This window comes from Catonella sp. (assembly GCF_052173895.1).
Lineage (GTDB): Bacteria > Bacillota > Clostridia > Lachnospirales > Lachnospiraceae > Catonella.
This window is the reverse complement of record NZ_JBQMXS010000002.1, coordinates 32,136-45,941: the sequence shown is the minus strand read 5'-3', so window position 1 is coordinate 45,941 and position 13,806 is coordinate 32,136. Positions and strand designations below refer to the sequence as shown.

The following is a 13,806-nucleotide window of genomic DNA, read 5'->3' as shown; positions in this document are numbered from 1 at the left end:
AAATTATTATTCTCCTTTTATAAGCCATCTACCTCGTAAATAGTATATTGTAAATACAAATGAGGTTAAGAACCAAGTTAGTGGATATACAGAAAGTATGGTGACTATCAGGGGGCTTGCAGGTACAGCTATGAATATCCATAGTATTCTAAGCCCACAGATTCCAATTGCTGTTATTATGGTAGGGATAAAAGAATCTCCTGTCGCCCTGATAGCACCTGAAAATACTTCGATTCCTACAAAGAAAATATAGTATTGGCAATAGTGCCTAAACATATACACTCCCTCACTGACTACGCTTGTTTCATTGGTAAAGAGAAGGAGCAGAGGCTCACACCAGATATAAAATGTAATGCTTAAAAGAATAGAGGACATGGCTGTGAAAAAATAGGTAATTTTTACACTTTTTTTAATTCTCTCAAAATTTCTTGCTCCAAAATTCTGCCCTACAAAGGTTGTAACAGCTACACCAAAAGCACCTATTACCATCCAGTAGAAGTTGTCAATTCTAGTAAATGCTGTCCACGCAGCCACTGTATCAGTACCAAAACTATTTACCGAAGATTGAACTATCATGTTTGACAGAGAGTATAATACAGCTTGAAAACCTGTAGGAAGGCCTAATTTAAGCATTGCAATAAGTACATTTTTATGAAAACAAATTTTTTTGATATCCAGTTTATAGCTTAATTCTGCCCTTATAAGCATGATTATAACTACTATAGCACTTACAAGCTGGGCAAGGAGGGTCGCAAGGGCAGCACCGAAGATTCCCATATTAAAGACAGCTACAAATAGAAAATCAAGTATGATATTTACTATGGTACAGATTATAAGTACATAGAGAGGGCTTTTTGAATCTCCAACAGCTCTAAGTATGCTTGCCCCCATATTGTACATAAGTACAGGTATTGCACCAAGAAAATATACTCTAAGATATGTGACAGAAGGCTCCATTATGTCTGAAGGAGTATTCATAAGCCTTAATATCATAGGGGAAAATAAGGCTCCTAAAATCATGATAACAATGCCACTTATAAGCGACAGAGCTATTGATGTGTGTACTGAATCACTTAACTTTCTATCCTTATTAGCTCCATAAAATTGAGAGATGATGACGGCAGCTCCGGCAGAAAGCCCTACAAAAAATCCGATAAGAATGTTTATTATATAGCTTGTAGCCCCTATTGCTGCAAGGGATTCTTTATTGACATACTTTCCAACTATTAGTGCATCTGCGGTACTGTATAACTGCTGTAAAAATGAGCCTAGCAGTATAGGAAAAAAGAACATAAGTATGGTTTTATATATTGAACCTGTAAGTATAGAGTTAGAGTTTTGTATTTCTTTATTCATTAATTTCTACCATTCTGATTTAAATTTACCTTAATTTTATTTATGACCATTATAAAGGCAGGAATGAGGAAGATGTTAGCGGCTATCCAAGCTGCGGCATTGGAGTAGTAGATGGCATCTACACCGAACCATCTAAGTCCAAGGAAGGCTACTGCACATCTGGCTATCATTTCCATTATGCCGGCTATCATTGCAAATACGCTATATCCAAGTCCCTGTATGCCATATCGTAGAATGATGAGGAGTCCTAGTGGAAAATAAAATAGTGCATTTGCAAAAAGGAATTTGCTTACATAGCCCAAAAGTATGGTTTCATCTGCATTTACAAATAGGAGGGTCACATATTTTCCGGCAAAAACAATTCCTAAAAAGGCGACTATTGTGTATATTCCCATTGCTGTTATTCCTTGTTTCATGCCTTTGTTTATACGGTTTATTTTGCGAGCTCCAAGATTTTGTCCGCAGTAGGTTGCCATAGCAGTTCCAAGAGTATCATAGGCTTGGGTAAATAGCAGGGAAACCTTGTTTCCGGCAGTGATTGCAGCAACATAAACTGAGCCAAGTCCATTTACAGCTGCCTGCATAACTGTTGAGCCTATTGCAGTTATAGAATATTGGAGCCCCATAGGTATACCCATTAGGAGGAGTTTATTTATACAAGTCTTATTTAGTGTCCAGTCACCTTTTTGCATCTTCAATATAGTATATTTTTTCTTTATAAATATGTAACAGAGTAAGCAGGAGATGAGCTGAGAAATATCGGTTGCAAGGGCAGCACCAAATACGCCCATATTAAAAACGATTACGAATAATAAGTCAAGTGCTACATTTATAAAGGAAGAAAAAACCAAAAAGTACAATGGAGTTTTTGAATCTCCAAGAGCTCTCATAATTCCTGATAAAAGGTTGTAGAACATAATTCCGAGTATACCTGCGAATATTGTAGCTATGTATTCGTAAGAACCCTGAAAAATATCCTCAGGAGTGTTGGTTATTCTTAATAGAGTGCCGGTAAGAGACACTGTAATTACAGTTATTAAGAGTCCGACTATGAGTGAGAGCCAAGCAGCATTAGTAACAAATTTTCTCAGCTTATCAAAGTCTTTTGCTCCAAAGGCTTGTGAAACAGGTATCATAAAACCACTACTTACACCTATAATGAAACCAAGTACAAGGAAATTAAGTGCACCGGTTCCTCCGACAGCAGCAAGAGCCTGTACTCCTATGTATTTACCAACTATAATGGAGTCAGCCATGTTGTACATTTGTTGAAAAAGATTTCCGAAAAGCATAGGCACTGCAAAGCCGAGAATTGCTTTAATAGGACTTCCCTTTGTCAGATCTTTAATCATTGACAGCCCCCTAAATAAATGAATATTTTTATTGTTTGATTAGTAATAATAATACAAATCAGTATTTTTTTCAATGATTAACTTGCTAGAATCAGTTGATTTTTAAGTATGGGTATTGCTATAATTAAGATATATAATAAACTTAATGTTGTGGGTTTATATATAAGATATACTTAAAAATGGAGAGAAAAGAATGGATTTAACAAAGATTACTGAATGGATAATGTCGATGGGTGGTTCAAAGTGGCTTATAGCTCAGGTACTAAGCCTTGTAGGATATGTATTGATGGTGGTTACAGGCTATATTAAAAAAGAAAAGAAGATGCTGAGAACTCAGGATGTTCAGCTTATTTTTATGATAGGAATGGGAGTGCTTTTAAATGCATTTTCAGGAATTATAATAAATACTATCCAGATTGTTAAAAATGAGATTTATTTAAGAGGAAGGCTGAATAATTATACTAAGGCAGCAGTAGTTGGAGTTGGTATAGTGATGACACTTATTTTCAATAACGGCGGAATTGCAGGATGGCTGCCTGCAGTGAATTTGTTTATTTTTACTTATTTTCTCGGTATGGGTGGTGCAATAGGTATTAAAATCCTTATTTTCATAACTACCTGTGGCTGGGGAGTGTATGATCTTTCAATAACTAACTATGTAGGTTTTGTATTTGATATACTTACAATTATAAGTTGTATTATAGGGATTTTCAGATTAAAAAAAGATGGAAACAGCAAGAACACCATGGAAGGTGAGCAGCAATAGGTAGTAATAATGTGCATATATAAGGAGGAATCATGGGTAAAGTAGGAATTGTAATGGGAAGTGATAGTGATCTTTCTATAATGAAGGCGGCGATGGAAACTTTAGATAAGTTTGGCATTGAGTATGATGTAACAGTTATATCTGCACATAGGATGCCTGATATTTTCTTTGAATATGCAAAGACGGCAGAGAATAAGTATGATGTACTTATAGCAGGAGCAGGTGGTGCAGCTCATCTTCCGGGTATGGCGGCAGCAGTAACTCCAATTCCGGTAATAGGAGTTCCTATCCATACAAAAAGCCTTGGAGGAGTAGATTCTCTTTATTCTATCGTTCAGATGCCGGCCGGTATACCGGTAGCAACAGTAGCTATAAACGGTGCTAAAAACGCAGCTATTCTTGCAGCTAAGATTATTTCAGTGAGAGAACCTGAAATAAGACAGAAAATCAAAGATTTTGCAGAAAGTCTTAAAGATGAAGTGCTTGCAAAGAAAACCAAAATAGAAGAAGTAGGTTATGTAAAATATTTAGAGGAAATGAATTAAGAAAGAGAGAGTGGAGCATGGATTACAAAACTTCAGGTGTGGATATTGAAGCCGGCTATAAGTCTGTTGAACTTATGAAAAAGTATGTGTCTGAAACAATGAGAGCCGAGGTACTTGGTGGTATTGGTGGATTTTCAGGTGCTTTTTCGCTTGCAGCCATTAAAAATATGGAAGAGCCTGTACTGCTTTCAGGTACGGATGGAGTGGGGACTAAAATTAAAATAGCATTTGAACTTGATAAGCATGATACGATAGGTATTGATTGTGTTGCAATGTGTGTCAATGATGTTGTATGTGCAGGTGGAGAGCCGTTATTCTTCCTTGACTATATAGCTTGCGGCAAAAATATACCTGAGAAGATAGCTTGTATAGTAAAGGGAGTGGCAGAAGGCTGTAAACTCTCAGGTGCTGCTCTTGTAGGTGGAGAAACTGCTGAACATCCGGGGCTGATGCCTGAGGACGAGTACGATCTTGCAGGTTTTGCAGTAGGGGTATGTGATAAAAAAGATCTCATAGATGGAAGTACTCTTAAGGCAGGAGATGTAATTATAGGCATAGGTTCCTCAGGAGTGCATAGTAACGGTTTTTCGCTTGTGAGAAGTGTATTTAAAATGGAAAAAGAGGCTCTTTGCAGATACTATGATGAACTGGGGAAGACACTTGGAGAGGCTTTGCTTGAACCTACTATAATCTATGTAAAGACTCTCAAGGAGATAAAAGAGGCTGGAGTGAGGCTTAAGGCTTGTAGCCATATTACCGGTGGAGGTTTTTACGAAAATGTGCCTCGTATGCTTAAAGAGGGAACTCATGCGGTTATTCGCAAGGATTCCTATGAAGTTCCTGCAATATTTAAAATGATTGCTAAAGAGGGCAATGTGTCGGAGCAGGTAATGTACAACACTTTCAATATGGGCATCGGTATGATGGTGGCTGTAGATAAGAGTGATGTATCTAAGGCCAAGGATGCTATAGTAAAGGCCGGTGAAAAAGCCTATGTAATTGGTGAGATTAAAGAGGGAGAAAAGGGAGTAACCCTTATATAATTATGATAAAAGTTGCAGTTTTAGTGTCCGGAGGAGGAACAAACCTCCAAGCAATTATAGATGCAAAGACAAAAGGGATTATTAATAATGCAGAGATTTCGTTAGTTATCAGTAACAAACCTAACGCTTTTGCACTTGAAAGGGCTAGAAAAGCAGGGATAGAAGCAAGATGTATAACTCCGTCCGAGTTTGGGACAAGAGAAGAATTTAATGAGGCTCTTATAAGAACACTGGACGAGGCAGGGATTGATTTGGTAGTACTTGCAGGATTTCTTGTGATAATTCCGGAGAAAATGGTAGAGAAGTATAGGAATAAAATAATAAATATTCATCCGTCACTTATCCCATCTTTTTGTGGTACTGGCTACTATGGATTAAGGGTACACGAGAAGGCATTGGAACGAGGGGTTAAGCTGACAGGAGCGACTGTGCATTTTGTAGATGAAGGTACAGACTCCGGCCCTATTATTCTGCAAAAATCAGTTATGGTTAAGGACGATGATACAGCTGAAACTTTACAACTTAGAGTTATGGAAGAGGCTGAGTGGAAGATATTGCCGGAAGCTATTGAACTGATTGCAAGTGGTAGGGTAAGGATTGAAGATGGAAAAGTTAAAATAAGTTAAACAACCCCAAAAAATTACATTTAAATGAGGAGGGTTTCTTATGAATGTATTGATAGTTGGAAGTGGTGGTAGAGAACACGCTATTGCAGTAAAGGTAGCAGAGAGTAAGAAGGTAGGTAAGATTTATGCTGCTCCTGGAAATGCGGGTATTTCAGAGGTAGCAGAATGTGTGAATATTCCGGCTATGGATTTTTCAATGCTCATAGATTTTGCAAAAGAAAAAAATGTAGATTTTGTAATAGTCGGTGCAGATGATCCTTTGGTGGCAGGAGCAGTAGATGAATTTGAGAAAGCAGGGTTTAAAGTTTTTGGACCTCGTGCTGAAGCTGCTATGATAGAAGGCTCTAAGGCATTTTCTAAAAATTTGATGAAAAAATATAAGATTCCAACTGCTGATTATGAAGTATTCACTTCGGCAGATAAAGCCTTGGAGCATCTTAAAAAGGTAAAATATCCTATAGTGCTTAAGGCAGATGGCTTGGCTCTTGGCAAGGGAGTACTTATCTGCGATACAGAGGGAGAGGCATTTGAAGGTATAAGAACAATAATGCAGGACAAGAAGTTTGGGAATGCAGGGGATACGATAGTTGTAGAAGAGTTTATGACAGGCCCAGAAGTATCTGTACTTTGTTTCTGTGATGGAGATACTATTAAGCCGATGACATCAGCGATGGATCATAAGAGGGCTAAAGATGGGGATAAGGGATTAAATACAGGTGGAATGGGAAATATTTCTCCGAGTCCATTCTACACCAAAGAGATAGAAGAATTCTGTATGGAAAATATTTATAAGCCAACTATGAGTGCTATGAAGAGTGAGGGCAGACCTTTTAAGGGTGTGCTGTTTGTAGGACTTATGTTAACTCCTGATGGTGTGAAGGTGCTTGAATACAATGCGAGATTTGGAGATCCTGAGGCTCAGGTAGTGCTTCCGAGGATGAAGTCCGATATACTGGAAGTAATGGAAGCCTGTGTAGACGGAAGGCTTGATGAGGTGGAACTGGATTTTGAAGATAATGCTGCAGTTTGTGTAGTTTTGGCTTCGGATGGTTATCCTCTTTTTTACGATAAGGGTAAAGAAGTGACTATTAAAGAGGGATTTGGCAAAGACGGACTCTACCTCTATCACGCAGGTACAAAGTTTGTGGATAGAAAGATTGTTACTGCAGGTGGCAGAGTATTTGGTGTAACTGCTACAGGCAAGGATTTAAAAGAAGCTAGGGATAGGGCTTATAAGGCTACAGAGTTAGTAGAATTTGAAAATAAATATATGAGGACGGATATTGGTAAGAAGGCAATAGAAGGCTGATAAAAAAGGAAGTTAGGGTTATGAACCTAACTTCCTTTTAATATTTTTAGCTTCTTAAAAGTTCATTTTCAGCGGTAGCAAGCATAAGTTTAATTCTGTTAAGCTGATTTACTTCACTTGCACCCGGATCGTAGTCTACAGCAACTATATTTGTACCCGGATATTTAAGTCTCAGCTGTTTGATTACTCCTTTTCCTACTACATGGTTAGGGAGACAGCCAAATGGCTGGGTACAGATAATGTTTGTAGCACCGGACTTAATAAGTTCTATCATTTCACCTGTAAGAAACCAGCCCTCACCTGTCTGATTTCCAAGCGAAACAATAGGTTCGGCAAACTTTGCAAGTTCGGTTATATAGCTCTGTTCTACAAAGTGTTTGCTCTTTCTTAAAGCCTTTCTCGCAGGGTTTCTGAAAAATTCTATGAGGTCAATGGCTCTATTGCTTATAAAGGCGTTTCTCTTACTTTTACCAAGCGTTTCTGCTTTGAAGTTAGTATTGTATGCACTATACAGTAAAAAGTCGATAAGGTCAGGTACAACAGCCTCAGCTCCCTCATTTTCAAGGAGTTCAACCACTCCGTTATTTGCACTTGGTAAAAATTTAACAAGGATTTCTCCTACTATGCCGACCTTTGTTTTAGTAAGCCCCTCTACACGAGGAAGATTATCAAAGTCAGCAACTATCTGCTTACAGTTTTTATTAAAGGTAAGCATATTAGCCTTTTTAAGACTTTCTATACATTTTTTCTCCCACTTCCTATGCAGTTCATCTGCAGAGCCTTTTACGAGTTCGTAAGGTCTTGTTGCATAAAGCACCCTCATAAACAAATCGCCGTAGACAAGAGCCTGTAAACAGCGTAGCAGAATAGGAGGCGTAGCACTAAAGCCCGGATTCTTCTCAAGTCCCTGTACAGAGAGTGAAATAACAGGTATATGAGCCAGCCCTTCCTTTTTCAAGGCTCTACGGATAAATCCTATGTAGTTAGATGCACGACAGCCTCCGCCTGTCTGACTTATAAAGATTGCAAGTTTGTTTACATCATATTTGCCGGATTTAATTGCACTCATAATCTGTCCGACTACAATGAGTGATGGGTAGCAGGCATCATTGTTTACATATTTAAGTCCGGTGTCTATTACAGAATGTTCATCTGCAAGCAATTCAATATGGTATCCGCCCCATTCGATAGCTGTCTTGAGCATTTCAAAATGGATAGGTGACATCTGAGGACAGAGGATGGTGTAATCTTTCATTTCTTTTTCAAATACAGCCCTGTCTGTGGCAGAGGAAATGTCAAAGTTCTGTAAAGGATTAGCCTCTCTGTCTTTAACTGCTGAAAGCAGTGAGCGGATTCTTATTCTGGCAGCACCGAGGTTGTTGACCTCATCTATTTTAAGTACGGTATAGATTTTACCGGCTCTTTCAAGTATATCGCTTACCTGATCTGTTGTTACCGCATCAAGTCCGCACCCGAAAGAGTTAAGCTGAATCAAATCCAGTGCAGGATTAGTTGTAACATAGCAGGCAGCCTTATAAAGCCTTGAATGATACATCCACTGATCCATAACTACAAGCGGGCGTTCAACCTGTCCGAGATGAGAAATGGAATCTTCAGTAAGTACAGCCACTCCGAACGAAGTGATGAGCTCAGGTATACCATGATTAATCTCAGGATCTACATGGTAAGGTCTTCCTGCAAGAACTATACCCTTTTTACCGGTTTCCTTAAGGTAGGCAAGAACTTCCTCGCCTTTAGCCTCAGTATCTTTCTTAGACTGGAGCAGTTCATTCCATGCCTCTTTAGCAGCGGCCTTTACCTCATTCTTAGGAATCCTTCCCTCAAATATTTTTACAAGTCTATCTGTAAGTATTTTTTCAGACTCAAGTGAAAGGAAAGGATTTTCAAAAGTTATAGATGAATCTGAAAGTTCCTCCATATTATTTTTTATATTTTCACCATAAGAGGTTACGATAGGACAGTTGTAGTGATTATTTGAGTCGGGTGTTTCATTTCGCTCATAAATTACACAAGGGTAGAAAATATGCTTCACGCCTTTTTTAAGCAGCCACATTACATGACCATGTGCAATCTTTGCAGGATAACACTCAGATTCACTAGGTATGGATTCGATACCGAGTTCGTATATACTTCTGCTTGAGCGAGGAGAAAGCACAACCCTGTATCCGAGTTTGGTAAAGAAAGTAAACCAAAGAGGATAGTTTTCATACATATTTAACACTCTAGGTATGCCGATAGTTCCTCTTTTTGCTTCTTTCTCGGAGAGAGGCTTATAACCGAAGATTCTCTGCATCTTATATTCAAAGAGGTTTGGAATGTTGTCCTTATTCTTTTCAAGTCCGAGTCCTCTTTCGCATCTGTTGCCTGATATATAATTTCTTCCGCCTGTAAATGTATTCACTGTAAGCATACAGTGGTTATTACATTTCTGACATCTCTCCATATTGGTTTCATAGCTTAGATTCTTAATCTGCTCATAAGAAAGAGTTGTAGTTTCATCTCCCTTTCTATAATGCTTTCTTGCTATAAGAGCTGCACCGAAAGCACCCATTATTCCCGCAATGTCAGGTCTTATAGCCTTTGTGCCTGATACTTTTTCAAAACTTCTAAGTACGGCATCGTTGTAGAAAGTTCCGCCCTGTACTACTATATTTTCGCCCAAATCACGAGGGTCGGTGAGTTTTATAACCTTAAGCAGGGCATTTTTTATAACGGAGTAAGCAAGACCGGAGGAAATGTCTGCAACACTTGCACCCTCTTTCTGAGCCTGCTTAACCTTAGAATTCATAAATACGGTACAGCGAGAACCTAAGTCGATAGGATTCTTTGCTAATAAGGCAACTTTTGCAAAGTCGGCTACCTCATAGTTAAGTGATTTTGCAAAAGTTTCTATGAAAGAACCGCAACCCGAGGAACAGGCTTCGTTAAGCTGGATACCGTCAACAGTACCGTCTTTTATCTTGATACATTTCATATCCTGACCGCCAATATCGAGGATGCAGTCTACTTTTGGGTTGAAGAAAGAGGCAGCTGTATAATGTGCTACGGTTTCAACCTCGCCCTCGTCTAAAAGAAAGGCAGCTTTAAGCAGAGCCTCACCATATCCGGTAGAACAGCTTCTCGCTATCTTACAGTCTTCGGGCATAAGGTCATGTATTTCATTGAATGCTTTAATAGAGGTTTTAAGCGGGCTTCCGTTGTTACTGCTGTAAAATGAATATAACAGAGTTCCATCTTCCGCTACCACGGCAACCTTGGTTGTAGTAGAGCCTGCATCTATGCCTAAGAAGCATTTTCCATGGTAATCCGCAAGGTTTCCTTTTTTAACCTCAGCCTTTTTATGCTCAGTCCTAAAAGATTCATAATCCTCTTCACTTTCAAAAAGAGGCTCAAGTCTTGCAACTTCAAAATCCATGCTTACTTTATTGTGTAAGGTATTATGAAGATTTGCCAAGGTTGTCGATTTTTCGTATTTAGAACTCATAGCAGAACCCATGGCGGCAAAAAGATGCGAGCCTTCAGGTGCAACTATGTTTTCAGGTCCAAGTTCCAAAGTTCTTACAAAGGTAGCCTGAAGTTCGGTAAGAAAGTGCAGAGGACCGCCTAAAAATGCAACATTACCTCTAATCGGTTTTCCACAGGCAAGACCGCTTATAGTCTGGTTTACCACTGCCTGAAAGATTGAGGCTGCAAGGTCGGGTTTGGTAGCTCCATCATTTATAAGCGGCTGTATGTCGGATTTTGCAAAAACACCGCAACGAGCAGCAATAGGATAGATTGATTGATAGCTTTTGGCATATTCATTAAGACCGGAGGCATCAGTTTTTAAAAGACTTGCCATCTGGTCAATAAAAGACCCCGTACCGCCGGCACAGATTCCGTTCATTCTCTGCTCAATACCGCCGGTGAAATAAATGATTTTAGCATCCTCTCCTCCAAGCTCTATGGCAACATCCGTTTGAGGTGCAAAGGTTTTAAGGGCGGTTGCAACAGCTATAACTTCCTGCACAAAAGGAATATCGAGATGCTTAGATAGGGTAAGTCCTCCCGAACCTGTTATCATAGCATACACTTCTGCATTTCCGCAGGTTTTTATTGCATCATGCAAAAGGCTTGCAAGTGTTTCTTGTATATTGGCATAATGCCTCTGATAATCTGAAAAAAGAACTTTCAAATTTTCATCTATAAGTGCGACTTTAACCGTAGTAGAGCCTATGTCTATACCTAGGCGGTACTTTATTTCTGACATAAATTACACTCCTGTTTTAATAAAAATATTCAATATATTTAGCACAATTAGTTTGCATACAGGCTATTATACCACAACAAAGAAAAAAGGGTAGTAGAAAAAATTTACAAAAATGTGTTTTTTATAGAACATTTTTATATTATAAAATGCTCCTATTGTTGACAAGGGTTTTAATAGAATCTATAATAGTAAAGTATACCAGTTTTAAAAATGATAGATTAGGAGAATACTGAATGAACAATTTTTTAGAAAAAATGGAAAGGAAACTGGGGAGATTTGCAATTAAAAATCTTATGCTGTATATTATAGGTATATATATAGCAGGTGCATTGCTTTCTGTAGCAGCTCCGACATTTTATATAGACTATCTTTCTATAAACATAGAAAAAGTGATGCAAGGTGAGGTATGGAGGCTTGTCACATTTATATTAGAGCCTTTGAGCAGTATGCGAGGTGGAACATCAATTATATTTTTCCTTATAACCTTGTATTTTTATTGGATTTTAGGTACCAATCTTGAATATGCTTGGGGGACTTTTAGATTTAATGTATATTATCTTTCAGGTATTTTGTTTAATATAATAGCAGCAATAATTACATATGCAGTAACAGGGGATGCAAGTTCGGGACTGTATTTTGGTTTGCATTATATAAATGAGTCATTGCTTTTAGCTTATTGTGCTATGTATCCTGATTATCAGGTACTGCTTATGCTGGTATTGCCTATCAAGATGAAGTATTTAGGTCTCTTCTATGGAGCTTTTGTGGTTCTTCAGATAGTGCAGAATGCGGCAGCAGGTAATTTTACCTTTGCAATAGCCATTGTAGTTGCACTTCTAAACTTTTTATGGTTTTTCTTTTCTACGAAAAATTATAGGCAGAAATTTAACAATAGAATGCGTAGGATGAAATTTGAGGCGAGAAAAAAATCTGCCGAGAGGGGATTTAATACCGAAAAAGGAGTTGCAAGGCATAAATGTGCAATTTGTGGAAGGACTGAGCTTGATGATCCAAATCTTGAGTTTAGATTTTGTTCAAAATGCGAAGGAAATTATGAATATTGCAATGAACATTTATTTACACATCAGCATATAACAAAAGGTTTTACAATTAATTAAATATATAAGTGAGGAAATTAAAATGAGTAAGAGAACAAGTGTTATGTCAGATATTAAAAAAGGCAAGAATCTTGAGAAAAGTCTGCCACTTTTTGCAAAGGAGCTTTCAGCAGTTTATGGAAACTTAGCAATATTAAATCTTTCTATGAATTATTCCAATTATTTTATAAATAGCAGGGAAAAGGAAACGGACAGAGGTTTTTTAACCATTGGAAAACAGATTAATGATTTAATCAAATCGTTAATAGCAACAGGCGATGTATCTGCAGAAAAAATAGAAGAAATAGAAAAAATAAGGGAAGATGTAAAGGATAGAGTTGATGGAGCTACGGCTTTCTTAAGTGCGTTTGAAAATTTTAACTATGTACTTTCAAGAAAACTGCCTAATAAGGAATACGAAGGACAGGAAATTGATACTGATGAGGAGGCAAAAAAGATTCTTACCTATATTTTTGAAGATGATGATAATATAGCTATTAATTCAAAAATCCAAAGAGTTATTTCAGAACTTCCTATCAGATATACAAAGGGAAAGTTTTTTGACATAATGGAAACCTCTGTAGACCGTTATACAGGAGCAGATAAGAAGGCTCTCAAGGCTTTTGCTTACATGGTGAGGCAGGCAGGCATGATTTATAATCTGGATAAGATGCAGAATCTATATCCTGAATTGGCTGATGAACTGGAGTATTTTAAGAATTTTGAGTTTGATAAGGCTGGAAAAAAAGAACTTCTTACTGAAAGCATAAAGCTTAATTCAATAATAGCAAGATGCTCAGACCTTACTGATGACGGTATTTTAATAATGGAAGTTGTAAATGATTTATATGCTGTTGTGCTTAATTATTATAATATCAATAAAGACGGTTCAAAGCTTGAAATGGAGATGATACAATTTACAAATGAGAGTTTTGCAGATGATGATATGGGGCTTGATGATTTTGATATGAAGATGGCTCAGATTTTTACTAAACTTGAAGGAAAGCTTGAGTCTGTTTATGAAAGTCTAATGGGGTATGAAGGTCAGCTTTTTGATATACAAAGAAGATTTGAAAAAGAAATTTCTGAATATGGATGCAAGGAGCAGTATGAGGCTCTATATAAGTGTAGTATATTGAGGCAGGGAAGTCTTTTTGCAGATTTAAAAGACCTCGAGGACACAGGTATTGTGACTGATAGTGATTTAAATAAGGTTAAGGAAAGTTTTAGAAAAGAATTTGATAGAATTTTTGGAGAAGTAGACAGAAGTGTAAGAAGGGGAATAATAGCTCAGGTTATTGGTAGTATTCCGGTTTATTTTGAGAATAGGACAGAGGTTATGGATTATATACGTTCTTCTCTTGCATCATGCAACAGCAGGGAAGAACTGGTGGCTACTATAAAGGCAATAACAGAAATAATTTGTGAATGATGGTGATATA

General features: G+C 37.7%; 10 protein-coding genes. 7 read left to right on the top strand and 3 right to left on the bottom strand.

Annotated features, from left to right (window positions below; all coding sequences use genetic code 11):
- Nucleotides 1-6: 6 nt before the first annotated feature.
- Together ACTTG8_RS00720 and ACTTG8_RS00715 are read right to left on the bottom strand one after the other, a co-directional pair.
- A complete protein-coding gene (locus ACTTG8_RS00720; RefSeq protein ID WP_442560235.1) occupies nucleotides 7-1,356 on the bottom strand; it encodes an MATE family efflux transporter in 1,350 nt (449 codons plus the stop codon).
- Nucleotides 1,356-2,708 carry an MATE family efflux transporter gene (locus tag ACTTG8_RS00715; protein ID WP_442560234.1) on the bottom strand — a complete coding sequence of 451 codons (1,353 nt, stop codon included), beginning with the start codon at nucleotides 2,706-2,708 and terminating at the stop codon, nucleotides 1,356-1,358. Before ACTTG8_RS00715 ends, ACTTG8_RS00720 begins: the two co-directional genes overlap by 1 nt.
- A 193-nt stretch (nucleotides 2,709-2,901) precedes the next feature.
- Here ACTTG8_RS00715 and ACTTG8_RS00710 point away from each other — a divergent pair, with 193 nt between their 5' ends.
- The 5 genes from ACTTG8_RS00710 to purD are packed head-to-tail and all read left to right on the top strand — an operon-like array spanning nucleotide 2,902 to nucleotide 6,997.
- Nucleotides 2,902-3,474 carry a YgjV family protein gene (locus tag ACTTG8_RS00710; RefSeq protein ID WP_442560233.1) on the top strand — a complete coding sequence of 191 codons (573 nt, stop codon included), beginning with the start codon at nucleotides 2,902-2,904 and terminating at the stop codon, nucleotides 3,472-3,474.
- A 32-nt stretch (nucleotides 3,475-3,506) separates the two neighbouring features.
- The gene (gene purE / locus ACTTG8_RS00705) at nucleotides 3,507-4,019 is read left to right on the top strand and encodes a 5-(carboxyamino)imidazole ribonucleotide mutase (RefSeq protein ID WP_442560232.1); all 513 of its coding nucleotides are present in this window, start codon (nucleotides 3,507-3,509) and stop codon (nucleotides 4,017-4,019) included.
- 17 nt (nucleotides 4,020-4,036) lie between these two features.
- On the top strand, nucleotides 4,037-5,062 hold the full coding sequence (gene purM, locus ACTTG8_RS00700; RefSeq protein WP_442560231.1) for a phosphoribosylformylglycinamidine cyclo-ligase: 1,026 nt from the start codon (nucleotides 4,037-4,039) through the stop codon (nucleotides 5,060-5,062).
- A gap of 2 nt (nucleotides 5,063-5,064) precedes the next feature.
- On the top strand, nucleotides 5,065-5,688 hold the full coding sequence (gene purN, locus ACTTG8_RS00695; RefSeq protein ID WP_442560230.1) for a phosphoribosylglycinamide formyltransferase: 624 nt from the start codon (nucleotides 5,065-5,067) through the stop codon (nucleotides 5,686-5,688).
- Between the two features lie 40 nt (nucleotides 5,689-5,728).
- Entirely contained in the window at nucleotides 5,729-6,997 is a 1,269-nt protein-coding gene (gene purD, locus ACTTG8_RS00690) for a phosphoribosylamine--glycine ligase (protein ID WP_442560229.1), read from the top strand.
- A 46-nt stretch (nucleotides 6,998-7,043) separates the two neighbouring features.
- Here the strand turns inward: purD and ACTTG8_RS00685 are convergent, their stop codons facing one another.
- Nucleotides 7,044-11,267 (bottom strand): acyl-CoA dehydratase activase-related protein, encoded by a 4,224-nt coding sequence (locus ACTTG8_RS00685; protein WP_442560228.1) that lies wholly within the window; start codon nucleotides 11,265-11,267, stop codon nucleotides 7,044-7,046.
- 233 nt (nucleotides 11,268-11,500) lie between these two features.
- Here ACTTG8_RS00685 and ACTTG8_RS00680 point away from each other — a divergent pair, with 233 nt between their 5' ends.
- Together ACTTG8_RS00680 and ACTTG8_RS00675 are read left to right on the top strand one after the other, a co-directional pair.
- Nucleotides 11,501-12,385 (top strand): rhomboid family intramembrane serine protease, encoded by an 885-nt coding sequence (locus tag ACTTG8_RS00680; RefSeq protein WP_442560227.1) that lies wholly within the window; start codon nucleotides 11,501-11,503, stop codon nucleotides 12,383-12,385.
- Nucleotides 12,386-12,407: 22 nt separating this feature from the next.
- Nucleotides 12,408-13,796 (top strand): hypothetical protein, encoded by a 1,389-nt coding sequence (locus ACTTG8_RS00675; RefSeq protein WP_442560226.1) that lies wholly within the window; start codon nucleotides 12,408-12,410, stop codon nucleotides 13,794-13,796.
- Nucleotides 13,797-13,806: the final 10 nt, after the last annotated feature.